Annotated in this window: 20 protein-coding genes and 2 riboswitches; of the genes, 15 read left to right on the top strand and 5 right to left on the bottom strand. The window is 61.1% G+C overall.

Features of this window, described 5'->3' with window-relative positions; all coding sequences use genetic code 11:
* Nucleotides 1–71: 71 nt before the first annotated feature.
* Complete coding sequence (gene gcvT / locus ACQ4WS_RS01145) at nt 72–1,193, bottom strand: glycine cleavage system aminomethyltransferase GcvT (RefSeq protein ID WP_436472891.1); 1,122 nt, start codon at nt 1,191–1,193, stop codon at nt 72–74.
* Nucleotides 1,194–1,266: 73 nt separating this feature from the next.
* Nucleotides 1,267–1,372, bottom strand: a riboswitch (glycine riboswitch).
* A gap of 27 nt (nt 1,373–1,399) precedes the next feature.
* Nucleotides 1,400–1,486, bottom strand: a riboswitch (glycine riboswitch).
* Between the two features lie 169 nt (nt 1,487–1,655).
* Here gcvT and ACQ4WS_RS01140 point away from each other — a divergent pair.
* The 7 genes from ACQ4WS_RS01140 to def all read left to right on the top strand — a co-directional run bounded on the left by ACQ4WS_RS01140 (nt 1,656) and on the right by def (nt 11,705).
* Nucleotides 1,656–2,228, top strand: a complete 573-nt coding sequence (locus ACQ4WS_RS01140) for an ATP-dependent Clp protease proteolytic subunit (RefSeq protein ID WP_436472889.1) — start codon at nt 1,656–1,658, stop codon at nt 2,226–2,228.
* A 144-nt stretch (nt 2,229–2,372) separates the two neighbouring features.
* A complete protein-coding gene (locus ACQ4WS_RS01135; protein WP_436472887.1) occupies nt 2,373–3,008 on the top strand; it encodes a phosphatase PAP2 family protein in 636 nt (211 codons plus the stop codon).
* Nucleotides 3,009–3,200: 192 nt separating this feature from the next.
* Nucleotides 3,201–6,728: a chromosome segregation protein SMC gene (smc, locus tag ACQ4WS_RS01130; RefSeq protein WP_436472885.1), complete on the top strand. Its 3,528-nt coding sequence runs from the start codon at nt 3,201–3,203 to the stop codon at nt 6,726–6,728.
* Nucleotides 6,725–7,891 carry a cell division protein ZipA C-terminal FtsZ-binding domain-containing protein gene (locus ACQ4WS_RS01125; RefSeq protein WP_436472883.1) on the top strand — a complete coding sequence of 389 codons (1,167 nt, stop codon included), beginning with the start codon at nt 6,725–6,727 and terminating at the stop codon, nt 7,889–7,891. Before smc ends, ACQ4WS_RS01125 begins: the two co-directional genes overlap by 4 nt.
* 14 nt (nt 7,892–7,905) lie before the next feature.
* Entirely contained in the window at nt 7,906–10,254 is a 2,349-nt protein-coding gene (ligA, locus tag ACQ4WS_RS01120) for an NAD-dependent DNA ligase LigA (RefSeq protein ID WP_436472881.1), read from the top strand.
* Between the two features lie 24 nt (nt 10,255–10,278).
* On the top strand, nt 10,279–11,172 hold the full coding sequence (gene galU / locus ACQ4WS_RS01115) for a UTP--glucose-1-phosphate uridylyltransferase GalU (RefSeq protein ID WP_436472879.1): 894 nt from the start codon (nt 10,279–10,281) through the stop codon (nt 11,170–11,172).
* Nucleotides 11,169–11,705, top strand: a complete 537-nt coding sequence (gene def, locus ACQ4WS_RS01110; protein WP_436472877.1) for a peptide deformylase — start codon at nt 11,169–11,171, stop codon at nt 11,703–11,705. Before galU ends, def begins: the two co-directional genes overlap by 4 nt.
* 81 nt (nt 11,706–11,786) lie before the next feature.
* Here def and ACQ4WS_RS01105 read toward each other — a convergent pair whose 3' ends face one another.
* The 4 genes from ACQ4WS_RS01105 to map all read right to left on the bottom strand — a co-directional run bounded on the left by ACQ4WS_RS01105 (nt 11,787) and on the right by map (nt 16,902).
* Entirely contained in the window at nt 11,787–12,551 is a 765-nt protein-coding gene (locus ACQ4WS_RS01105; RefSeq protein WP_436472875.1) for a flagellar brake protein, read from the bottom strand.
* Nucleotides 12,552–12,696: 145 nt separating this feature from the next.
* On the bottom strand, nt 12,697–13,446 hold the full coding sequence (locus ACQ4WS_RS01100) for a pseudouridine synthase (RefSeq protein ID WP_436472873.1): 750 nt from the start codon (nt 13,444–13,446) through the stop codon (nt 12,697–12,699).
* A 41-nt stretch (nt 13,447–13,487) separates the two neighbouring features.
* A complete protein-coding gene (locus tag ACQ4WS_RS01095; RefSeq protein WP_436472871.1) occupies nt 13,488–16,055 on the bottom strand; it encodes a [protein-PII] uridylyltransferase in 2,568 nt (855 codons plus the stop codon).
* A 34-nt stretch (nt 16,056–16,089) separates the two neighbouring features.
* On the bottom strand, nt 16,090–16,902 hold the full coding sequence (gene map / locus ACQ4WS_RS01090; RefSeq protein ID WP_131685990.1) for a type I methionyl aminopeptidase: 813 nt from the start codon (nt 16,900–16,902) through the stop codon (nt 16,090–16,092).
* 389 nt (nt 16,903–17,291) lie between these two features.
* Here map and rpsB point away from each other — a divergent pair, with 389 nt between their 5' ends.
* The 8 genes from rpsB to rseP all read left to right on the top strand — a co-directional run bounded on the left by rpsB (nt 17,292) and on the right by rseP (nt 24,966).
* Nucleotides 17,292–18,044 (top strand): 30S ribosomal protein S2, encoded by a 753-nt coding sequence (gene rpsB, locus ACQ4WS_RS01085; protein ID WP_071077760.1) that lies wholly within the window; start codon nt 17,292–17,294, stop codon nt 18,042–18,044.
* Between the two features lie 158 nt (nt 18,045–18,202).
* A complete protein-coding gene (gene tsf, locus ACQ4WS_RS01080) occupies nt 18,203–19,114 on the top strand; it encodes a translation elongation factor Ts (RefSeq protein WP_436472868.1) in 912 nt (303 codons plus the stop codon).
* 147 nt (nt 19,115–19,261) lie between these two features.
* The gene (pyrH, locus tag ACQ4WS_RS01075; RefSeq protein WP_034752258.1) at nt 19,262–19,978 is read left to right on the top strand and encodes a UMP kinase; all 717 of its coding nucleotides are present in this window, start codon (nt 19,262–19,264) and stop codon (nt 19,976–19,978) included.
* 177 nt (nt 19,979–20,155) lie between these two features.
* Nucleotides 20,156–20,716, top strand: a complete 561-nt coding sequence (frr, locus tag ACQ4WS_RS01070; protein ID WP_071077757.1) for a ribosome recycling factor — start codon at nt 20,156–20,158, stop codon at nt 20,714–20,716.
* Between the two features lie 98 nt (nt 20,717–20,814).
* The gene (gene uppS, locus ACQ4WS_RS01065; RefSeq protein WP_436472866.1) at nt 20,815–21,582 is read left to right on the top strand and encodes a polyprenyl diphosphate synthase; all 768 of its coding nucleotides are present in this window, start codon (nt 20,815–20,817) and stop codon (nt 21,580–21,582) included.
* A complete protein-coding gene (locus tag ACQ4WS_RS01060; RefSeq protein ID WP_436472864.1) occupies nt 21,582–22,415 on the top strand; it encodes a phosphatidate cytidylyltransferase in 834 nt (277 codons plus the stop codon). The genes uppS and ACQ4WS_RS01060 overlap by 1 nt, the downstream gene beginning before the upstream one ends.
* 8 nt (nt 22,416–22,423) lie before the next feature.
* Nucleotides 22,424–23,608: a 1-deoxy-D-xylulose-5-phosphate reductoisomerase gene (gene ispC, locus ACQ4WS_RS01055; RefSeq protein WP_436472862.1), complete on the top strand. Its 1,185-nt coding sequence runs from the start codon at nt 22,424–22,426 to the stop codon at nt 23,606–23,608.
* A complete protein-coding gene (rseP, locus tag ACQ4WS_RS01050; protein ID WP_436472860.1) occupies nt 23,605–24,966 on the top strand; it encodes an RIP metalloprotease RseP in 1,362 nt (453 codons plus the stop codon). The genes ispC and rseP overlap by 4 nt, the downstream gene beginning before the upstream one ends.
* Nucleotides 24,967–24,975 lie beyond the last annotated feature (9 nt).

Genomic DNA, 24,975 nt, shown 5'->3' with positions numbered 1-24,975 from the left:
CAGATGGTAAGTGTTCGTTATTGATGTTGGTTGTACGGTCTTGCGGGCGGTGGCTCTCTATCGCTAATCGCTTACGCAGCCAGGATTTTACCGTTACGCACGAAAGGCAGCTTGACGACCGAGGCGGCCAGTTGCTTGCCGCGGATTTCCACGTGCACGGTGTCGCCTACAGCTACGCCGTTGGGTACGCGCGCCAGGGCAATCGCTTCCTGCATGGTGGGGCTGAAGGTGCCGCTGGTGATTTCGCCCGTGGCTTCGCTGCCGGCGATGATGACTTTTTGATGGGCGCGCAGCACGCCGCCTTTTTCGCGCAGGATTAGGCCGACGAATTGCGCGTTCTGGCCTTTGGCCAGCAGGGCCGCCTTGCCGATGAAGTCGCGCTCGCTGACCAGGTCGATGGTCCATGCCAGGCCTGCGTCGAGCGGGTTGACGCTTTCATCCATGTCCTGGCCGTACAAATTCATGCCCGCTTCCAGGCGCAGGGTGTCGCGCGCACCCAGGCCGGCCGGCTTGACGCCGGCGGCGATCAGGGCGTTCCACAGCGCTTCCACCTGGGTGGCGGCCACGCCGATTTCAAAACCGTCTTCGCCCGTGTAGCCGGTGCGCGCCAGCATGACTTCGCCGAACGCCGTCTCTTTGACGATGACGACGTTGAAGGGCTTGATGGCTTCGGAAGCGGCTTGCGTCTCTGGCAGCACTTGCCATACCTTGGCGCGCGCGTTCGGGCCTTGCACGGCGACCAGGGCCATCGGATTGTTGGCATTGCGGCGCTCGGTGATCGTCAGGCCGCTGTTGGTGCTGGTATTTTGCTGCTGCATCCAGGCCACGTCTTTTTCCGCCGTGCCCGCGTTGACGACCAGGCGGAACCAGTTTTCATTGAAGAAGTAGACGATCAGGTCATCGATGACGGTACCTTCGGCATTCAGCATGCACGAGTACAGCGCCTTGCCCGACACTTGCAGCTTGTCAACGTTGTTGGCCAGCAAGCCGCGCAGGAAAGCGCGCACGTTGGGGCCTTCGATATCGACCACGCACATATGGGACACGTCGAACATGCCGGCGTCGCTGCGCACGGCGTTGTGCTCTTCGATTTGCGAGCCGTAGTTGACAGGCATGTCCCAGCCGCCGAAATCGACCATGCGGGCGCCGAGAGCACGGTGGGCGTTATTGAGTGGGGTCGCTTTGAGCGTCATGGATTCCTCGGGACGAAGGTAAAGGGGAAGTTAACAGCACACACGGAGCCAAACACGGCTTTCCGGCGTGATCACTGACCCCCCTGTCCTTTGTACCTGAGAGATTACGGGGGCTTGCCCCGTGCGCCCCTTCGGTGGGCCGCCGGCAATAGCCGCGGCCGCTCTCCAGAGTTGAATTGAAGCTGCCGCCAAAGCAACAGCTTCAGTCCGCCTGATCGGTCCTTTTGCCTGAGAGTTTTTGGGTAGTGCCCCTTCGGCGGCAACGCTGGGTTGCCCTCTCCCGATCAAGTGGGAGGAATATATGCCAGCAGGGTGTTTCTGTCAATCTGAAAAGACGTTGCCAAATTGCAGGCAAAGCCCCGGTTTGCGGGGCTGGGAGGGGCGCTGGCCTGTTACAAAAGGGCGCCCGGCCGTGCGGGAATGCGCTATGATGAAAGCCTGGCTTTCTTGCGGGTGCCTGCCATGAACACTACACAAAGCGAGACGCAAAACAACACCGAGCAGCACGGTTACTTTACCCTCTCGGGCGATGTCAACAGTGACATGGTGCGGCGCGTCTTCAACGCCGCGGCCGACATCACGGAAGACAAGCTCACCACCGCGCACATTTTGATCCAGTCCAACGGCGGCTATGTCAGCGACGGGATCTGTCTGTACAACTTCCTCAGCAAGTTGCCACTCGACATCATTACCTATAACGCGGGCGCCGTGGCATCCATCGCCGTCACCCTGTTTCTGTCGGGGCGGCACCGCCATGCCAGCGACACGGCCCGCTTCATGGTGCACAAGTCGCATGCGACAGCCTCGCCCGGTTCCCGCCCCGATGCGCTCAGCATCATCGTCGAGGGCTTGCGCGCCGACGACATGCGCACCGAGCGCATCCTGCGCGGCCACGTCAACCTGACGCAAGAGCAGTGGCAGGTGCACGCGTATTCCGATCTGCACCTGACGGCCGACCAGGCGCTGGAGGTGGGCATGATCGAATCGATCCGCGATTTCGCGCCGCCCAAGGGCAAGCGCCTGACGAATATCTGACGCTCCGGCGCTGTGCAGGCGGATGGTTGGGCGCGGGAATTTTGTAATCGAATGTAATTCTTCGCTGCAGCACAGCAAAAGCCGCGCGGAACAGGGCTGAGTCGTGGCATAGTGCAAGCTGATCATGAAATAAGCGCGTGTACGATGACTTGGTGGAATGGGATTTCTTTTGCGGCCGATATGTCCGTCATGGGGCCGGCTGGCGTGGCGATTGCCCTGTGGCTGCTCGTCTCGCGCCAGTGGCGCCTGGTGCTCAGCTGGAGCCTGTGGTATGGCGGCGGCCTGGCCCTCGTAGTGTTGTCGAAGCTGGCCTTCATGAGCTGGGGCGTGGGCAGCAGCGCGCTCGATTTTACGGGTTTCAGCGGCCACGCCATGCGCGCCGGCGCCGTGTTTCCCGTGCTGATGTATGTGCTGCTGCAGCGGGCCGCACCGCGCTGGCGCCATGCCGGCGTGCTCGTCGGCGTGGCCTTCGCCGTGCTGGTGGCCATTTCGCGCGTGGTCGTGCATGCGCACAGCGTGTCGGAAGCCGTCAGCGGTTGCGTGCTGGGCCTGGCGCTGGCGCTGGGCTTCATGTGGAATGCCCGCGGCGCCGTGAATTTCGCCGTCAGCCATGCGCTGGCCCTGTCCAGCCTGGTGCTGATGGTAGTGCTCAGCTTCAAGGCGGAACCCATGCCGACCGAGCAATGGCTGCAAAAACTGGCCATCGTGCTGTCCGGCCATGAGCGCGTTTTTTCCCGCGAAGACTGGAAACTGGCGCAGGATGGCCGCCCAGCCCGTTAATATGGTGCCGGGATGGTGCCGGCCGGCACTTGACGCTGCTGTTTTTTGGCCAGAAAAGCATCAGGAAATGGTATGATGAGCCACTTTTTTGCGCTGAGCGGCCAGATTGTCGTCGCAATGGTGCATCTGAACTGAATATGAACCGGGTTCGCCGATCTCAACCGCCAGCATAGGCCAGGAACTCTAAAACACGTGCGTCTCTCTTCCATCAAGTTGTCGGGATTTAAGTCTTTCGTCGATCCCACCAATTTCCAGGTGCCAGGCCAGCTCGTGGGCGTGGTCGGGCCGAATGGCTGCGGCAAGTCGAACATCATCGACGCCGTGCGCTGGGTGCTGGGCGAATCGAAAGCATCGGAATTGCGCGGCGAATCGATGCAGGACGTCATTTTCAATGGCTCCACCCACCGCAAGCCGGCCGGGCGCGCTTCCGTGGAACTGGTGTTCGACAATAACGATGGCAAGGCGTCCGGCCAGTGGGGCCAGTACGCCGAGATCGCTGTCAAGCGCACCCTGACGCGCGATGGCACGTCCACCTATTACATCAATGGCCAGCCCGTGCGCCGGCGCGATATCCAGGATATCTTCCTCGGCACGGGCCTTGGCCCGCGCGCCTATGCCATCATCGGCCAGGGCATGATTTCGCGCATCATCGAATCGCGCCCCGAAGAATTGCGCGTCTTCCTCGAAGAAGCGGCCGGTGTCTCCAAATACAAGGAACGCCGCCGCGAGACGGAAAACCGCCTGCAGGACACGCGCGAAAATCTGTTGCGCGTGGAAGACATCTTGCGCGAACTCAATGCCAACCTGGAAAAGCTGGAAGCGCAGGCGGCTGTCGCCACGCGTTTCCACGCCTTGCAGGCGGATCAGGAAGAAAAGCAGAAACTGCTGTGGCTGCTGCGCAAGAACGAGGCGCAAAACGAGCAGACGCGCTATTTCCGCGAGGTGGAACAGGCGCAGACGGACCTGGAAGAGCAGACGGCCAAGCTGCGCAACGTGGAACTGACGCTCGAGCAGATGCGCCAGGCGCATTTTGCCGTGGGCGACCGCCTGCATACGGCGCAAGGCCATCTGTACCAGACGAATGCGGAAATCGGCAGCCTGGAAGCACAGATCAAGTTCGTCATCGAATCGCGCGCCCGCCTGCAGGCGCAGCTGGCGACCCTGACGGCCCAGCGCGACCAGTGGAACAGCCAAGGCAGCGAATACCAGGAACAGATCGAAGAGGCGGAATTCCACCTCGAAGAGCTGGCGGCCAAGGTGGAGCAATCGCAAATGATGGCCGAACAGAAGGGCGAGCAATTGCCCGAACTGGACGCCGCCTGGCGCGCCGCACAGAACAAGAGCACGGAATCGCGCGCGCGAATTATGCAGGCCCAGCAGCAGCTGGAACTGGAATCGGCGCACCAGCGTAACGCTTCAAACATCCTGGCCAGCCTGTTGACGCGCCGCGAGCGCCTGCAGCAGGAAAAGAACAGCCTGAGTTTGCCCGACAGCAGCCACCTGGAAAACCTGAAACTGCAGCTGGAAGAAAAGCAGCAAGCGCTGGAAGAACAGGGTTTCTACCTGGAAGAAGCGCTGGAGCAGCAACCCAAGCTGGAGCAGGAACGGATGGAGGCGCAGGCGCAAGTCAATGCCGAAACAAACGCCAACGCCCAGCTGGAGGCGCGTCTTTCTGCTTTGAAACAATTGCAGGAACGGGTACAGACGCAAGGCAAGGTCCAGCCCTGGCTGAAAAAGCACGAGCTCGACACCTTGCCGCGCCTGTGGCAAAAGCTGCAGATCGAGGCGGGCTGGGAAGCGGCCATGGAATCGATCTTGCGCGAGCGCACCTCTGCCCTGCAACTGTCGAATATCGACTGGGCCAAGGCCTTCTTTGCCGATGCGCCACCGGCCAAGCTGGCCCTGTATGCGCCATCGACCCTGGCGCCGTTGCCGCTGCCGGACGTGCCGGGCCTCAAGCCCTTTTTGAACTTATTGAAACTCAACGATCCCGGTTTGCGCGGCTTGCTGCAGGATTGGCTCTACAACGCCTACGCCGTGGAAGACGCGGCCGAAGCGCTGGCCGAGCGTAGCAAGTTGCCGCCGGGCGGCTATTTCGTCACGCGGCTTGGGCACGTGGTCACGGCCACCAGCGTGCGCTTCTATGCAGCTGATTCGGAGCAGGAAGGCATGCTGGGCCGCCAGCAGGAAATCGAGAATATCGGTAAACAGTTGCGCGCCCAGCAATTGCTGGCCGAAGAGGCGCGCGCCCGTTCCGTGCGGGCCGACGCAGCCGTGGGAACCTTGACGCGCAACCTGTCCGACTTGCGCCTGCGCATACAGCAGCTCACTTCTTCCGTGCATACTCTGCAACTGGACGTGGTGAAATTGTCGGAAGTGGAAGCCCGCTTCAACCAGCGCAGCACGCAGATCGGCGCGGATCTGGCCGAGATCGCCGCGCAGGAAGCCGAGCAGATGCAGACCAAGCTGGAATCGGAAGAAAAATTCGAACAGCTGGACATGGAACTGGGCAACTTGCAGGAAGCGCACGAAGACGGCCACACGGACTTCTTGCAGAAGGAACAGCGCTTGGCCGAAGCGCGCGAAGCCTTGCGCGACCTGGAACGCGCCGCCAAGGATACGGAATACGCGGAAAAAGCCCATCGCGCGAAGATCGAGGAATTGCGCCGCAACATCGCCACGGCCAGTACGCAGGCGCAGCAAGTGACGGCCAGCCTGCAGGCGGGTGAGCTGGAGCTGGCCAACCTGGAAAGCGGCGCGGCCGCCGACGGCTTGCAGGACTTGCTCGAGCGCCGCACCACGCAGGAGCGGGCGCTGGCGGACGCGCGCCATGAACTGGACCAGATCACGCAGCAGCTGCGCCTGTCCGAAGATGCGCGCACGCAATCGGAACGCAGCCTGCAGCCGCAGCGCGACAAGATCATGGAAATGCAGCTCAAGGAACAGGCCGCGCGCCTGAACCAGGAGCAATTCGCCCAGCAATTGCTGGAATCGGGCGCCGACGAGGCTGTCTTGAGCGAAAAGTTGCACCCGGACATGCGCCCATCGTATCTGCAGGGCGAAGTGACGCGCCTGACGAATGCCATCACGTCCCTGGGCGCCGTCAATCTGGCCGCGCTGGATGAGCTGGCGCAGGCGTCCGAGCGCAAGAATTTCCTCGACGCCCAGAATGCCGACCTGACGGAAGCGATCAATACGCTGGAAGATGCGATCCACAAGATCGACAAGGAAACGCGCGACTTGCTGCAAGACACGTTCGACAAGGTCAATCATCACTTTTCCGAGCTGTTCCCCATCCTGTTTGGCGGGGGGCAGGCCAAGCTGACCATGACGGGCGACGAGATTCTCAATTCCGGTGTACAAGTCATGGCGCAGCCTCCCGGCAAGAAAAATGCCACCATCCACCTGTTGTCCGGTGGAGAGAAGGCGCTGACCGCGACCGCATTGGTGTTTTCCATGTTCCGCCTGAATCCGGCGCCGTTCTGCCTGCTCGACGAAGTCGATGCACCGCTGGACGATTCGAACACGGAACGCTTCTGCCGCATGGTCAAGCGCATGTCCGACCAGACCCAATTCCTTTTCATTTCGCATAACAAGATTGCGATGGAAATGGCCCATCAATTGATCGGTGTGACGATGCAGGAGCAGGGCGTATCGCGCATCGTGGCGGTGGACATGGAGTCCGCCGCAAATTTTGCAACCGAGGCACAAGCAGCATGACAGACCTTCAAATTACCTTGTTCGGCGCCGGCGGCGTCTTTATCGTCGGCGTTTTTTCGTACAACAAATGGCAGGAATACAAGGCCAAGAAAAGCGTGGAACGGGCATTTTCCACCGACCACGATGACGTGCTGATGCGCGAGGGCGACGCCCCCGCGGTGGATGTCCAGGAACCCGTCTTGCGCCAGGAGCCGCGCTTTGACGCCGCGCCCGCCGCCAAGGCCGAACCATCGTTCGGCGCGCCGCCAGCGGCGCCTGTGTCCGACGCCCCCGTGCATGTGGAGCCGTCGCTGGGTGGGGGGGCTGCCGAGCCGGCCCCTGCACCAGCCGCCGAGCCCGTGCAAGAAGTCAGCGCCGCCAGCGAGCAGGCGACCAGCCTGGTCGACCCGCTGATCGATTGCCTGCTGCCCCTGTCGCTGGAAGCGCCCGTGCGCGGCGACAAGATCCTGCCCGTGCTGCAAACCCTGCGCCTGGTGGGCAACAAGCCCGTGCATTTCATCGGCTTGCACGTGAATGGCGACTGGGAACCGATCACGCATGGCGGTGTCTACACCAAGATGCAGGGCGGCGTGCAGCTGGCCAGCCGCAGCACGGCCTTGAATGAACTCGAATACTCGGAACTGGTCACGCGCCTGCGTGGTGTTGCCGACGAGATCGGTGCCGAGCCGGAAGTGCCCGACATGATGGAAGTAATGGCCGAAGCGCGCAATCTGCACCGCTTCGTGGCCGGCCACGACGCCCAGCTGGGCGTGAACCTGCACACGAATGGCGCGCCATGGGCCATTGCCACCTTGCTGTTCGCGCTGGAAAAACAGGGCTTTGACGTGCGTCCGGACGGCCGTTTCGTCATGCCGGACGGCGACGGCAGCTATCTGTTCTCGCTGTCGACGAATGTCACCCTGGCCGAGGAAACCACGCCGCGCCTGACTCTGCTGCTGGACGTGCCCTGCGTGGCGCCCGCGCGCGACGGTTTCGGCGCCATGGTCGCCTGCGCCAAGGCACTGGTGGGCCGCCTGGACGCGACCATCGTCGACGATTACAACCAGGCCTTGTCGGACGCGGCGCTGGCCGAGATCGCCGGCCAGGTGCAAGAGTTTTACCAGGAAATGGACGCGGCCGACATTCCCGCCGGCTCCACCCGCGCCCTGCGTTTATTTAGCTGAAGAATCCCGCAACAATGACTGATCCGATCAACCAGGACGCCGCCCGCGTCCTGGCACTCACTGCCGAACTCAATCGGCATCTGCACGCCTACCACGTGCTCGACAATCCCACCATCCCCGACGCCGAGTACGACAAGCTGTTTGTCGAACTGCAAACGCTGGAGGCGGCCCATCCGCACTTGCGCACGCCAGACTCGCCCACCTTGCGCGTGGGCGCGGCGCCGCTGCCGCAGTTCGAGCAAGTCACGCACACGGTGCCGATGTTGTCGCTGAATAATGGTTTCTCCGATGACGATATCGTCAATTTCGACCGCCGCGTGCGCGAAGGCCTGGACCTTGACGCTGCAGAAGTCGACTACGCGGCCGAAGTGAAGTTCGATGGCCTGGCCATCAACCTGCGCTATGAAAATGGGATGTTCGTGCAGGCCGCCACGCGCGGCGACGGCGCCACCGGGGAAGACGTGACGGCGAATATCCGCACCATTTCCGGCATCCCTTTGCGCCTGCATGGCGACAAGATTCCCGCCGTGCTCGACGTGCGTGGCGAAGTGATGATGTTCAAGGCCGATTTTGCCCGTTTGAATGAGCGCCAGCGCGAGGCGGGCCAGAAGGAATTCGCCAACCCGCGCAACGCGGCGGCGGGCAGCCTGCGCCAGCTCGATTCGCGCATCACGGCGCAGCGCAAGCTGCGTTTCTATGCCTACGGCATCGGCACCCTAGCGGGCGCCGCCATGCCGGTGTCGCATTCGGCCTTGCTGGACTGGTACGACACCCTGGGCATCCCCGTGTCGAAGGAGCGCCGTGTGGTGCAGGGTGCGCAGGGCTTGTTGGCATACTACGCCGATATCGGCGCGCGCCGCCCCGTCTTGCCGTATGAAATTGATGGCGTGGTCTACAAGGTGAATGCGACGCAAGACCAGCAGGAGCTGGGTTTTGTCTCACGCGCCCCCCGGTTTGCGCTGGCGCACAAGTTCCCCGCCGAAGAGGCGTTGACGCAGGTGCTGGGCATCGATATCCAGGTGGGACGCACAGGCGCCATGACGCCCGTGGCGCGCCTGGCGCCCGTGTCCGTGGGTGGCGTGACGGTGACCAATGCCACCTTGCACAATGAAGATGAGGTACTGCGCAAGGATGTGCGCGTGGGCGATACCGTTATCGTGCGCCGCGCCGGCGACGTGATTCCCGAAGTGCTGTCCGTGGTGCTGGAAAAGCGGCCGGAACCGGCACCGCTGCCGTTCAAGATGCTGGAAGCATGTCCCGTGTGCGGCTCGCACGTGGTGCGCGAAGAAGGCGAGGCGATTGCCCGCTGCTCGGGCGGCCTGTTCTGCTCGGCGCAGCGCAAGGAAGCGTTCCGCCATTTTGCGGGCCGTCGCATGATGGATATCGAAGGCCTGGGGGAACGTTATATCGATACCCTGGTCGAACTGGAATACGTGCATGGCTTGGCCGACCTGTACGGCCTGACCCTGGAAAAACTGCTGGAAATGAAGTTGCGCGCCGACGAGCGCGACGGCTCGACGCCAGAAACAGTGCAACAAGGCAAGATTCCCACCAAATGGGCGGAAAACTTGCTGGTAGGCATAGAAGCGAGCAAACGCCCGCCGCTCGAACGTTTCCTGTTCGCGCTGGGCATCCGCCACGTGGGCGAATCGACGGCCAAGACGCTGGCCGAGTGGCTGGGTAGCCTGGACTATGTGCGCCGTGCGCCGGCGGCCTTGTTGCGCGTGCTGCCCGATATCGGCGGCACCGTGGCCGAGTCGATTGCCGACTTCTTTGCCGAAGAAAAGAATCAGCAGGCGCTGCAGGCTTTGCTGGACGCCGGTGTCACGCCGCAGGGCGAACACGCGCCCAGCGCCAAGCTGCGCACGCAACTGGAACAAACCACGTTGCTGGCAGCCATCGGTATCCCCAAGCTGACGGAGCCGCGCAGCAAGCAGCTGGTGGAGCGGGGCGTGACCCTGGCCAGCCTGGCCGCGCAAGGCGCCAGCTTCCACGCGGGCTTGCCCGCCGCCGTTGCCGAAGCGCTGGCGCAATGGCTGGCCGATGAGGGTAATCTCAAGCTGCTTGCTCAACTGGACGCCTTGCGAAATGAATTACTGTCACAATTGCCTGAAATGCCAGCCGCTGGCGGCAAGCTGGACGGCAAGACTTTCGTCTTGACGGGCACGTTGCCCAATATGAGCCGCGACGAGGCTGCGGAGCTGATCGAGGCGGCCGGTGGCAAGGTCAGCGGTTCTGTATCGAAGAAGACAGGCTATGTCGTCGCCGGCTCGGACGCCGGCAGCAAGCTGGCCAAGGCGCAGGAACTGGGCGTCGCCATACTCGATGAGGCAGGCTTGCTGGCCTTGCTCGCGCAAGACTAATCATTAAAATATTATAGAAGACCCATGAAAAAAATCAGAAAAGCAGTCTTTCCCGTCGCCGGCCTGGGCAGCCGTTTCTTGCCTGCGACCAAGGCGCAACCGAAGGAAATGTTGCCCATCGTCGACAAGCCATTGATCCAGTATGCTGTGGAAGAAGCCGTGGCGGCCGGCATCACGGAAATGATCTTCATCACGGGGCGCAACAAGCGCGCCATCGAAGACCATTTCGATACGGCTTACGAGCTGGAGTCGGAACTGGAAGCGGCCGGCAAGCGCCAGTTGCTCGAGATGGTGCAAAACGTCATTCCCAAGCACATCAACTGCATTTACATACGCCAGTCTGCGCCACTGGGCCTGGGGCATGCCGTGCTGTGCGCCCGTCCCGTGATCGGCGACGAGCCGTTTGCCGTCTTGCTGGCCGACGATTTCATGGATGTGGAAGAGGGCGCGCGCCCCGTGCTGGCGCAGATGACTGATGTCTTCCAGTACGAGAATTGCTCGCTGCTGGCGGTGCAGGATGTGCCGCGCGCAGAAACCAAGCAGTACGGTATCGTGTCGGCAAAGAATTATCAGCCCGACCTGGAGCTGGTTTCTGCCATCGTGGAAAAACCTGCGCCCGAAGAGGCGCCATCGACCCTCGCCGTGGTGGGCCGTTATGTGTTGACCAGCCGCATCTTTAACCATCTGGCAAATATCGGCGCGGGCGCTGGCGGCGAAATTCAATTGACGGACGGCATCGCCGCCCTGATGCGCGAAGAGCGAGTGCTGGCTTATCGCTACCAGGGGCAGCGTTATGACTGCGGCTCCAAGCTTGGTTATCTGAAGGCAACGACGGCGATGGGCATGAAACATCCGGAAACGGGGGCAGCCTTCCGCACTTATCTGCAAGAACTGCAATCGGCACTGGACACGAAATGACCGTACGTGAAATCCTCAAGATGGGCGATCCGCGCCTGTTACGCATGGCCGAGCCCGTACGTGAATTCGATACGCCCGAACTGCAGGCCTTGATCGCCGACATGTTCGACACCATGCATGCGGCCAATGGCGCGGGCCTGGCGGCGCCGCAGATCGGCGTCAATCTGCAGGTGGTGATCTACGGCTTCAAGCAGAATTTGCGCTACCCCGACGCGCCGCAAGTGCCGGAAACAGTGCTCATCAACCCTGTGCTGACGCCTTTGTCTGAACGCAAGGAAGAGGGCTTCGAAGGTTGCCTGTCCGTGCCCGGCTTGCGCGGCAGCGTGCCGCGCTGGAGCGAGCTGCACTATGAAGGCGTGGACCAGTTCGGCCAGCCCATCAGCCGCGACTGCGACGGCTTCCATGCCCGCGTGGTGCAGCATGAGGTGGATCACTTGCACGGCATCCTGTATCCGATGCGTATCGTCGACTTCACGCAGTTCGGCTATACCGAGGTCATGTTCCCCGATCTCGATCCGAACGACGACGACTAGGCAGCCGACATCCGGGGGCAGACCCCCGGATGCGTTAGCGCAGAGCTTTGTGTTAGCGGTGTTGAGGGTCTGACCCCAGTCTCAGCGCACCTTGCGGCTGCTGCCCAGGTTATCCAGCAGCATTTTCAATTCATCCTGCATGGCATCCGTCAGGTTCAGGAAGCGGCAACCGATCTGCACTTGCTCGCCCAGCAGGAAGGAGCGGAAGGTGCGCGACAGGCGGATTTCCAGGTCGGCGATCATGACTTTGTCTGGCCCCAGTTCCAGGCGCACGCGCGACAGCTTGCGGCCCACATACAGGCCGACCGTGTCGCGCGGATGGGCGCGCATGCCGATGCCGCCGGCCGAGAAATCATACAGCTGCAATTCATATGGACGACCCTCGAGCACGAAGGCGGCCAGGTAGTACACGCCCAGCGGTGTTTCCAGGCGCGTCGATTCGCGCCGTTCCAGCACCAGGCAATGGCTGGGGAAGTTGGTCAGGTAGACGTTCGGCCGCTCGGGATACGCCTGCCATTCGCCATTGATGGTAAATTGCAGCTTGGCGCTTTGCACCCACGACACAAACGTGGCGCCACCAGGCGGCAGGGTAGCGCCTTCATTGAGTTCCAGCACGAATTGCGGCAAGTCGTCGTCGACGGACAAAATGCGCGCCATGATGACGTCTTCGCCGTCCGTCGGATAGATGGAAATGGCGTCGCCATTGTCAGCCAGGCTGCACAGGGTTTCGCCGATATCCCACGGATCGCTCATATGGTGCGGCTTGGTGCCTGGCGCCATCGGCTCGGCCACGTCGGCCAGGCTGGGCGCGCCTTTGCGCAGGGGATTAGGGATGGGATCGTTCACGACAGCGTATCTCTTTTGTTCTAATGGGGAATAGTGTATAGGTTTAAAGCAATATTTACTAAGTAAATTACAATAATTGTTTTTATATCACTTTATTCCTGTTGCTTATGTATCCTGGCTTGGCATGCCGCCTTGACGTCGCCGCTTAAAACTGTTCGTCCGCGCTCAGGTAACGCCATTGGCCCGTCGGCAAGTCGCCCAGCTTGACCTTGCCGATGCGCACGCGTTTCAATCCCAGCACTTTCAGGCCAACGGCTTCGCACATGCGGCGGATCTGGCGTTTCTTGCCTTCGCGCAGGGTAAAGCTCAGCTGGTCTTCGTTTTGCCAGCGCACCTTGGCCGGCAGCAAAGCCTTGCCGTCAAGCCACAGGCCGTGGTTGAGCTTTTTCAGCTCGCTGTCGGGCAGGGTGCCGCCCTTGCTGTAGCTCACGCGCACCAGGTATTCCTTGTCGATATCGGTATCGTGGCCGATCAGCTGCTTGGCCACGCGGCCGTCTTGCGTCAAGACCAGCAGGCCGACGGAATCGATGTCCAGGCGGCCGGCCGCCACCAGGCTGCGCAGCTGTGTCGGATGGAACTGTTCCGGGCTGCGGTCTTCCGCCCAGCGGTTTTCCGCCTTGATCAGGGCCACGGCTGGCGTGTAGCCGTCTTCGGCCTGGCCGCTGACATAGCCGACGGGTTTGTTGATCAGCACGGTGACCCGCTTCGATTGCTCTGCAGCCGCCTGGCGTTCCACGGTGACTTTCTGGCTGGGATAGACTTTGCTGCCCAGCTCGGATACCACCTTGCCGTCGACGCGGACCCAGCCGCGCGCGATCCACTCATCGGCTTCGCGGCGCGAGGACAGGCCCAGTTCGGACATGCGTTTGGACAAGCGTAATAATTCTTCGGTCATGTTGTTTCAGTTTCAGTAAGGGTAGGCGCTGCGCGGAAAGTCTATACTTTCAACGCATCGAGTAAATCGGTTTCCAGCAATATCTGGTTGCGGGCATTGTTGAGCGCGGGACCGTCGACGAGGAAGACGTCTTCGACCCGCTCGCCCAGGGTCATGATCTTGGCCGTGTGCAAGTTGATGCGGTACTTGGTCAGCACGTTGGCGATCGCGTACAGCAAGCCCGTGCGGTCGTTGGCCGCCACCGACAGCAAATAGTATTGGCCCTTTTCATCGGGCCGCAAATCCACCGTCGGCTGAAAGGGAAAGGTGCGCGACAGGCGCGACAAGCGTCCCTTGCCTGGCGGCGGCAGTGGCGTTTGCGACTGCAGCAGCTCGCCCAGCTCATGCTCGATCAGGCTGATGATGTCGCGGTAGCTCTTGGCGAAGTTTTGCTCGGTGACAAGGAAGGTGTCGAGCGCATAGCCATTCCTGGTCGTGTGGATCTTGGCGTCGAGAATGCTGAAGTTCTTGCGGTCGAAATAGCTGCAGATGCGCGCGAACAGGTCGGGCTGGTCGGGAATGTACACGGCCACCTGCAAGCCTTCGCCGATGGGCGCCAGACGGCATTTTACCACCGGCAACTTACTGTCGAGCTTGTCATATAGCGAGCGCGTCTGCCAGGCGATGTCGGAGGCGTCGTGGCGCAGGAAATACGCCACGTCCAGCTGCTGCCACAGTTTCAGATGGGCATCCGGCGGCAAGCCGTACAGGCGCAGGGTGGCCAGCGCCTCCTGCTGGCGGTTTTTCAGCTCGCGGTCGGCCGTATGCGGCTCGCCGCCCAGCACGCGCAAGGTGATCTTGTACAGGTCTTCCAGCAGCTTGCCCTTCCAGGCATTCCACACTTTCGGGCTGGTGCCGCGGATATCGGCCACCGTCAGCAGGTACAGGCCCGTCAGGTGGCGCTCGTCCCTGACCACTTTCGCAAAGGCGGCGATGACGTCCGGGTCGGACAGGTCTTGCTTTTGCGCCACTTGCGACATGGTCAGATGATTTTCCACCAGGAATGCCACCAGTTCCGTGTCTTCTTGCGACAGGCCGTGATCCTGGCAGAACTGGGTGGCGTCGGCCACGCCCAGCTTCGAGTGGTCGCCGCCGCGGCCCTTGGCGATGTCGTGGAACAGGGCCGCCACGTACAGCAGCCACGACTGCGAGAAATCGGCCATCAGTTGGCTGCAGAACGGGTATTCGTGCGCGTGTTCGCTCATGGTGAAGCGGCGCATGTTGCGCACCACCATCAAAATGTGCTGGTCGACCGTGTACACGTGGAACAGGTCGTGCTGCATCTGGCCCACGATGCGGCGGAAATTGGGCAGGTAGCGCCCCAGGATACTCATCTCGTTCATGCGCCGCAGCGCATGGATGATGCCCACGGGTGCTTTCATGACGCGCAGGAAGAGGGCGCGGTTGACAGGATCCTGGCGGAAGGGGGCGTCGATCTTGAAGCGCGCGTGCCACAGGGCCCGCGTGGCGCGCGAGGTCATGCCTTTCAGGGCCGGGCGCTCCGTCATCAGGACAAAAATTTCCAGCATAGCCGACGGATATTGCTCGAACGTATCGTCGGCGCTGATGTCGATCAGGCTGTTGACTTCATTGAAGCGTTCGTTGATGGGCACGGCCACGTCGTCTTGCGGAAACAACCGCGCTTCGATGTTTTGCAGCAGAATCGTGTTGAGCTGGGTCACCGTCTTGGCGGCCCAGTAGTAACGCTGCATGAGGAATTCGCTGGCGCGGCGCATGTGCGGCCCGCTGCCCGTCGCTTGCAAGCCCAGCGATTCGGCAATCGCTGTCTGCACGTCGAACACCAGGCGGTCTTCGCGCCGTCCCGCATGCAGGTGCAGGCGCACGCGGATGTCCTTGAAGGCGCGTTCCTTTTCCATCAGCTGGCGTGCTTCCGTCAGGGTGATCAGGCCGCCCGTGGCCAGCGTGCGCCACGAGTTCGCCAGGCCGGCCGCCTTGGCCACCCACAGGATGACCTGCAAGTCGCGCAAGCCGCCCGGGCTTTCCTTGCAATTCGGTTCCAGGCTGAAGGCCGTGTCTTCGTATTTGGCGTGTCTCTGGCGCATTTCCGCCGTTTTTGCCTGGAAAAACGCCTGCGGATCCATGGCCGCGTCATAGCGCTGCTGCAATTGCGCGAACAGGTCCGCGTTGCCGCACACGAGACGCGCTTCGAGCAAGCTCGTTTGCACGGTGATGTCGGCCTTCGATTCGACCATGCATTCCTCGACCGTGCGGATGCTGTGGCCGATTTCCAGGCCCAGGTCCCACAGCAGTTGCACCAGTTCCTCGAGTTTTTCCTGCGCGGCCGCATCCGGCGCCTGTTGCAGCAGGATCAGCAGGTCAACGTCGGAATACGGAAACAGTTCGCCGCGGCCATAGCCGCCCACGCCCACCAGGGCAGTGCCGGGCGGCAAGCCCGCCTCTTGCCAGGCACGCGCCAGCACGCCGTCGACGCTGTGGCGCAGGCTGCGCAGCAGTTTTTCCGGCTTGCCGTCGGCCTGGAAAGCTGCAATGACGACCTGGCGGTCGGCTTTCAGTTGCTGTTTCAGCTGTTCCCGAACTTGCTTTTTCATCTGGGCCCTGGGTGGCGGTGCGTGGGATGGAGAATCAGGCTTTGTTCAGGATCAACGCCGGTGGCGGCGGCATGCCGGGCGAGACGGTCAGCACTTCATAGCCCGTTTCCGTGACCAGCACCGTGTGTTCCCATTGCGCCGACAGGCTGCGGTCCTTGGTTTTGATGGTCCAGCCATCGTTCATTTCGCGGATTTCGCGGCGGCCCGAGTTGATCATCGGTTCGACGGTGAAAATCATGCCCGCTTCCAGGCGCTCCAGGGTGCCAGGTTTGCCGTAATGCAGCACTTGCGGCTCTTCATGGAAGACCTTGCCGATGCCGTGGCCGCAGAATTCGCGCACCACGCTGTAGCCGGCCTTTTCAGCGTGCTGCTGGATGGCGTGGCCAATATCGCCCAGGTGGGCGCCCGGCTTGATCTGGGCTATGCCCAGCCACATGCATTCATAGGTGATTTCCGACAGGCGCTTGGCCAGGATGGTCGGCGTTCCGACGAGGAACATGCGGCTGTTGTCGCCGTGGTAGCCATCCTTGATGACGGTGATGTCGAGGTTGACGGAGTCGCCGCTCTTGAGCACCTTGTCGCCGGGAATGCCGTGGCAGATGACGTCGTTGACGGAGGTGCAGATGGCCTTCGGATACGGCGTGTAGCCGGGCGGGCAATAGTTCAGCGGAGCAGGGATGGTGCCTTGCACGTTGACCATGTATTCGTGGCACAGACGATCCAGTTCGCCGGTCGTGACGCCGACCTTGACGAAGGGGGTGATGTAGTCGAGTACTTCGGCGCCGAGCTTGCCGGCAACGCGCATGCCTTCGATGTCGGCGGCGGAATTGATACGGATGGTAGACATGGTGTAATTCGCAATCTGCAAGAATTCAGGTGAAAAGCACAGACGTGTCCTGTTATACGGGGAAAAGTCTGCAAATATGTCGAAATTATAAACGAGGCGCCCTGTATCCGCCGCCTCCATCCTATGGCTGGCAGGCGATTTTTGCGGGAAAAGCCATGGCGGATACGCGTTGCACCACTGTGGTGCAACGTCTGCCATCGCTGCGCGCGCGATTTGCGTCGTGGACTTGATGGAATGGGCATTTCGGTGTAGAATCCCGGGTTGCTTGAATTCTCTTTTAAGCAATGTAGTAAAACAGTGTCTTTAATTTATATAAACACGCGAATCCGGTCGACAAGGGTGCCTGTATGGTGACTGATCGGATTCCAGACCCAACCCTGGAGTTAATAATGTCCGTAACAATGCGCGAAATGCTGGAAGCCGGTGTCCACTTTGGTCACCAAACCCGTTTTTGGAATCCAAAAATGGCACCGTTCATCTTCGGCCATCGCAACAAGATCCACATCATCAACCTGGAAAAAACCATGGCGATGTACCAGGACGCAATGAAGCACGTGCGTCAACTGGCTGCAAACCGTGGCACCATCCTGATGGTTGGCACCAAGCGTCAAGCTCGCGAAATCATCGCTGCTGAAGCACAACGCGCTGGCGTGCCTTTCGTTGATCAACGTTGGTTGGGCGGCATGCTGACCAACTTCAAAACGATCAAAACCTCGATCAAGCGTCTGAAAGACATGGAAGTCATGGTTGAAGACGGTTCGATCGAGAAGCTGTCGAAAAAAGAAGCGCTGATGTTCTCCCGCGAAATGATCAAGCTGCAAAAATCGATCGGCGGCATCAAGGACATGGGCGGCATTCCTGATGCAATCTTCGTTGTGGACGTCGGCTACCACAAAGGTGCGATCACCGAAGCAGCTAAACTGGGTATCCCGGTCATCGGCGTTGTCGATACCAACCACTCCCCAGAAGGCGTGAACTTCGTGATCCCAGGTAACGATGACTCCTCGAAAGCCATCATGTTGTACGCTCGCGGTGTTGCTGATGCAATCATCGAAGGCCGTGCAGCTGCCGGTAACGAAGTTGTTGAAATGGTTAAAGCAGCCGCTGGCGACGAATTCGTCGAAGTAAACGAACAGGCTTAATGGCCAGGCTATCGCAAGATAGCCGTTTGTAAGCACAGCAGTAAGGGAAAAGGGGTGGCAGCAGCTCCCCCTTTTTTTTAACAAAAAAACGATAGTGACCGCTGGCGAGGCATGCATGCCCGGCCGCGACTGTCGACTCACCGAATCAGGAGAAACACATGGCAGCGATTACAGCAGCGATGGTAGGCGAATTGCGCGGCAAGACCGACGCACCAATGATGGAATGCAAAAAAGCACTGACCGAAGCCGATGGCGACATGGCGCGTGCGGAAGAGATCCTGCGCGTCAAACTGGGCGGCAAGGCATCGAAAGCATCGGCACGCATCACCGCTGAAGGCGTCGTGGCAACCTACATCGCCAATGGCGTAGGCGCCCTGGTCGAAGTGAACTCGGAAACCGACTTCGTTGCGAAAAACGACGATTTCCTGGCACTGGCCAACAACGCTGCCCGTCTGGTAGCAGAACACAACCCGGCTGACGTAGCTGCCCTGCTGGCCCTGCCACTCGATGGCAAGACCCTGGACGAAGTGCGCGCTGCCCTGATCGGCAAAATCGGCGAAAACATGACCATCCGCCGCTTCCAGCGTTTCGAAACCAGCGCCAAGCTGGCGTCGTACCTGCACGGTGCGCGCATTGGCGTGATCGTCGAATTCGACGGCGCCGATGAGCAAGTGGGCAAAGACGTGGCCATGCACATCGCTGCCATGAAGCCAGTGTCGCTGTCGTCGAACGAAGTTCCTGCGGAACTGATCGAAAAAGAGCGTTCGGTTGCCCAACTGAAAGCCGAAGAAGACGCAGCCAAAGCGGCCGCCGAAGGCAAACCAGCGCAATCGCCAGAAATCCTGGCCAAGCGCCTGGAAGGTTCCGTACAGAAGTTCCTGAAAGAAGTGTCCCTGCTGAACCAGGCTTTCGTGAAAAACGACAAGCTGTCGGTTGAGCAAATGCTGAAGGCGGCGAACACCAGCGTCAAAGGTTTCGCCATGTACGTAGTGGGCGAGGGCATCGAGAAGAAGCAAGACGACTTCGCAGCAGAAGTCGCAGCACAGATGGCTGCCTCCCAGGGAGCGTAAGTAAAGCGGGCCGAGAGGCCCGTTTTTTTGGCCCGCCCGCACCTGTCGTGCCGGGCGGCGGCATGGGCAGCCCCGCGCGCCTATCCGGCGCTGCAAGGCGCTGCGCCATGTCATACTCGAATAACCTCATTTATGGAGCCCCAGCTCATGTCAAAACCAGCCTACAAGCGCGTCCTCCTCAAGTTGTCCGGCGAAGCCCTGATGGGGGATGATCCCTACGGCATCAACCGCGCCACGATCGAGCGCATGGTGGCCGATGTGGCCGAGGTGGCGAAGTTGGGTGTGGAACTGGCAATCGTGATTGGCGGCGGCAACATCTTCCGCGGCGTCGCGCCTGGCGCGCAAGGCATGGACCGTGCCACCGCCGACTACATGGGCATGCTTGCCACGGTGATGAACGCCCTGGCCCTGGCCGATGCCATGCGCCACGTCGGCATTACCGCACGCGTCATGTCGGCCATCGGCATCGAACAAGTTGTCGAGCCGTACGTCCGCCCGAAAGCCCTGCAATATCTGGAAGAAGGTAAAGTGGTGGTCTTCGCCGCCGGCACCGGCAATCCGTTCTTCACCACCGACACGGCAGCCGCCCTGCGCGGTTCCGAGATCAGCGCCGAGATCGTCCTGAAGGCCACCAAGGTCGACGGCGTCTACACGGCCGATCCGAAGAAGGATCCGAACGCCACACTGTTCCACACGATTACGTTCGACGACGCCATCGCCAAGCACCTGCAAGTGATGGACGCCACCGCATTCGCCCTGTGCCGCGACCAGAAACTGCCGATCAAGGTGTTTTCGATCACGAAACCAGGCGCCCTCATGCGTGTGATCATGGGCGAAGATGAAGGCACTCTGGTGCACGTATAGAAATAAGGAGCACCGAGAAACCGTCCATGGCTGCGTTGCAGCGCCTCGCCGTACATTAAGTACTGTCTTCGGCGCCGCGCCTTGCCCTGCACGGTTTTCGGCACTCCCGACTGAGCTAGTGTTTTCATCGCAAGCGAAGTAGAAATATTCATTATTATCAAGACAAGGAGTACAGTAATGTCCTTAGCTGACGTTAAAAAGAACACCCAGGAACGCATGACGAAGTCGCTGGAAACACTGCGGGCCGACCTGGCCAAAGTGCGTACCGGCCGCGCCCATACGGGCATCCTGGACCACGTGATGGTCGATTACTACGGTTCGCCAACGGCGCTGACCCAGGTCGCCAACGTGACCCTGATCGACGCGCGCACCATCGGTGTGCAGCCGTACGAAAAGAAGATGGCCTCGACCGTTGAAAAAGCCATCCGCGACGCCGACCTGGGCTTGAACCCATCGGCACAGGGCGACATGATCCGCGTCCCGACACCGCCGCTGACGGAAGAGCGCCGCAAGGAAATGGTCAAGCTGGTCAAGACCGAAGCGGAAGACGCGAAGATTGCCGTGCGTAACATTCGCCGCGATGCGAACGAGTCGCTGAAGAAACTGGTCAAGGAAAAAGCCTGCTCCGAGGACGATGAGCGCCGCTCGTCGGAAGAAGTGCAAAAACTGACGGACAAGTTTATTGCCGACATCGACAAGATGGTGGTCGACAAAGAAAAAGAAGTACTGACGGTCTAGTTTTCAGTCCTCTGACGCTGCCCGGGAAAGCATGGCTTTTCCGGGCAGTGCTATTTGGCGCATAATAGCTATCTTTTATTTTTGGTATTCGTGTTTTCATGATCTATTCGAGTTCGACAACAGCAGTACCTGAGGTGGGCACGGTGCCGCGCCATGTGGCAATCATTATGGATGGCAATGGCCGCTGGGCAACCAAGCGCTTCCTGCCCCGCGTGGCTGGCCACGTCAAGGGCGCTGACGCCGTGCGCGGTATCGTCGAGACTTGCCTCGACCGGGGCGTCGAATATCTGACCCTGTTTGCCTTCAGTTCGGAAAACTGGCGCCGCCCGGAAGAAGAGGTGTCGATGCTGATGCGCCTGTTCGTTACCATGCTGGAACGTGAAGTGGTCAAGATGCATGCCAGCGACATCTGCTTGAAAGTGGTGGGCGACCTGTCGCGCTTCAACGGAGAGCTGCAAACCCTGATCGCCAATGCGGAGCGCAAGACGGCGAACAACACACGCCTGACGGTGTCCATCTGCGCCAACTACGGCGGGCGCTGGGACATCATGCAGGCAGTCAATAAAATGACGGCCGAGGCTGCAGCCAATGGCCAGGCCCTGGCGCATGCCTTTACGGAGGAGCAGCTGGCGCCGCACCTGGCCATGGCCTACGCGCCCGAGCCCGACCTGTTCATCCGCACGGGCGGCGAGCAGCGCATTTCCAATTTCCTCCTGTGGCAACTGGCGTACACTGAGTTGTTTTTCACCGAAACTTTCTGGCCCGACTTCAATGCCGAGTGCCTCGACGCGGCAATCGCGTCTTACCAGCAGCGCGAACGGCGCTTTGGCCGTACCAGCGCGCAATTAACTGAAAAGACAAACTGATGCTGAAAACACGGATAATCACCGCCCTGGTCCTCTTGGCGGTCTTGCTGCCGGTTCTGTATCTGAATTATTTCCCCGCCTTCGCCGTGATTGCCACGGCGTTCTTCGGGGCCGCCGTCTGGGAAAGCTTCCGCATTTTCAAAAATCGCCATGCGCTCGTGATTGCCGCCGTCTGGACTGCCGCCTTCGCGTATACGTTCTTTGTCGGTAACGGCATGGCGCAGCTCAATTTCTGGTTCGCCCTGTGCGTTGCCATCTGGCTGATCCGCTTCGTGCCCTCGCTGGCGACGGGCTTGCCGCCCACCGAAGGCCTGGGCAATACCTTGCTCAGCCTGGTGTATCCGGTGACCATCGTCGGCTGCTTCGTCGCCATCATCGCCCTGTTCCTGCATAGCCCCTTGTACCTGCTGTCCGTCATGGCGCTGGTGTGGATCGCCGATATCGGCGCCTATTTCTCGGGCAAGGCTTTCGGCAAGCGCAAGCTGGCGCCAAGTATTTCCCCAGGTAAATCTTGGGAAGGCGCCATCGGCGGCGGCATCGCCGTGCTGGTCATTGCCGCCATCACCATCGTGGCCGCGCCATCGCTGCCGGTCTTGCAAGACACCTTCGCCGTGCAGCTGCAATTGCGCCGCGGCTGGCTGCTAGCCTTGCTGGTGCTGTTGCTGGTCGTCGCCGCCAGCATCGTCGGCGACCTGTTCGAATCCCAATTGAAGCGCCGCGCCGGCATCAAGGACAGCAGCAAGCTGCTGCCTGGCCATGGCGGCGTACTCGACCGTATCGACGCCTTGATCCCGGTCCTGCCATTTGCCGCCCTCGTGGCCAGCTGGCTTTAAGGAAACTCATGCAATACATCACCATCCTTGGCGCGACCGGCTCAATCGGCGTGTCCACCCTGGACGTGCTCGCACGTCATCCCGAGCAATACAGCGTGTATGCGCTGAGCGCGCACAGCCGTGTGGCCGAACTGGCCGCTCAGTGTCTGAAGTTCCGTCCGCAGCGCGCTGTCGTCGGCACTGCTGAAGCCGCTCTTGAACTGACGCGTTTGCTGCGCGGGCAGGGCGTTGAGACGCAAGTCGAGTACGGCGTGGAAGCCTTGTGCGCCATCGCCAGCGCGCCGCAAGTGACGGGCGTGATGGCGGCCATCGTCGGCGCGGCCGGCCTGGCACCCACTTTGGCGGCGGCACGTGCTGGCAAGAAAGTATTGCTGGCCAATAAAGAGGCCCTGGTCATGTCCGGCCAGTTGTTCATCGATGCCGTGCACGATAACGGCGCCGTGCTGCTGCCGATCGACAGTGAGCACAATGCCATCTTCCAGTGCATGCCGCACGCCCATGGCCGCGCGCCTGGCGCTGCGGGCGTGGCGAAAATCGTGCTGACGGCGTCAGGCGGCCCCTTCCTCACGCGCGACGTCGAGACGCTCGACACGGTCACGCCGGACCAGGCCTGCAAGCATCCTACTTGGGCCATGGGACGCAAGATTTCCGTCGATTCGGCCACCATGATGAACAAGGGCCTGGAAGTGATCGAAGCGCACTGGCTGTTCGGCGCGCCTGCCGAGCAGATCGAGGTGCTGATCCACCCGCAAAGCGTGATCCATTCCATGGTGTCGTATGTCGACGGCTCCGTGCTGGCCCAGTTGGGCAATCCAGACATGCGCACGCCAATCGCGCATGCGCTGGCGTATCCACAGCGCATCGCTTCCGGCGTGGCGCAACTGGACCTGGCGCAAGTGGCTACCTTGCAGTTCGAGCGTCCCGATCTGCGCCGTTTCCCTTGCCTGGCGCTGGCCTTCGACGCCCTGCGCGCGGGCGGCACGGCGCCGGCCCTGCTGAATGCGGCCAATGAAGTGGCCGTGCAAGCCTTCCTCGACGAGCAGATCGGCTTTCGCCAGATCGACCGCGTCATCGCGCACGTGATCGAGACGGTGCCGCACGGCGCCGCTTCCAGCATCGAAGCCGTGATGGAGCAGGACCGCCTGGCCAGGGCGGCCGCGCACGCGTACATCGCCCAAAGGCTGGCCGCATGACGCTGATCACGACCTTGCTGGCCTTTATCGTCGCGCTCGGTTCACTGATTACCCTGCACGAGCTGGGTCACTACCTGGTGGCGCGCTGGTGCGGCGTGAAAGTGCTGCGTTTCTCGATTGGCATGGGAAAAGTGGTGTATTCGCGCAAGTTTGGCAAGGACCAGACGGAATGGGCGATTTCCGCGCTGCCGCTGGGCGGCTATGTCAGCATGCTCGACAGCCGCGCACAAGACCTCAGCGACTTGCCGGAAAGCGAATTACGCCGCGAATTCACGCGTCAGAGCGTGTGGCGCCGCATCGCCATCGTGGCCGCCGGCCCGCTGGCCAATTTCCTCGTCGCCATCGTGCTGTACGCGGGCCTGTTCATGCATGGCATCGAAGAGCCGTCGAGCAAGCTTGGTCCCGTGGCCGAGCAGACGGCCGCCTATACGGCCGGCTTGCGCAGCGGCGATACGGTCGAAGCGGTGAATGGCAAGGCCGTGGCCAGCTGGTCCGAGCTGCGCTGGGAGCTGATCCAGGTCACCCTCGACAAGCAGCCGGCCCGCATCGAAGTGCGCCGGCCTGACCGTGGCCAGCAGGAAGCGACCTTGCCAATGGCCAGCCTGACGGAAACGGACCTGGAGGGCGACGTGCTGGGCAAACTGGGTCTGACCCTGGCTCGTTCTGCGCCGACCCTGATGGAAATCATGCCCGGTGGCGCCGCCGCGCGCGCCGGCTTGCAGAAAAACGACCAGATCCTGGCCATCGACGAACAGCCCGTGCACGACGTGGCGGCCGTGATCGCCACCCTGAGCCAGGCGCCGGGCCGGACCTTGCAATTGCAACTCTTGCGCCAGGGCAAGGACTTGACCCTGCCCATTACGCCGGAAGCCGTGCCGGGCGCCGGAGCAGAGAGAGCTGTAACAGTTGGTAAGATACAGGCAAAGCTGGGGCAGGTGCCAGATATGATCACCGTGGCATCCGGACCGTTCGCCGCCGTCGGCAAGGCCTGCGCCAAGGTCTGGGATACGAGTGTCATGAGCCTGAAAATGCTGGGCAAAATGATCACCGGCCAGGTTTCGCTGAAGAATGTGACGGGGCCCATTACCATCGCCGATTATGCGGGCCAGACGGCGCGCATTGGCCTGGTAAGCTACCTCAGCTTCATTGCCTTCATCAGTATCAGTCTTGGCGTGATGAATTTGCTACCCATTCCTGTTCTGGATGGCGGGCATTTGCTGTATTATTCGCTGGAAGTTTTGACCGGACGCCCCTTGCCGGAGCGCGTAGGCGAGATTGCCCAGCGCCTGGGGATCGGTTTGTTGCTGACCTTGATGGTGCTTGCCGTCTTTAATGACGTGTTGCGATTGCTGAACTAGGGCGGTGGT

The sequence above is a fragment of the Janthinobacterium leeuwenhoeki genome, assembly GCF_051380795.1.
Taxonomy (GTDB): domain Bacteria; phylum Pseudomonadota; class Gammaproteobacteria; order Burkholderiales; family Burkholderiaceae_D; genus Janthinobacterium.
The sequence above is the reverse complement of the archived record's forward strand: the minus strand, read 5'-3'. Positions and strand labels throughout refer to the sequence as shown.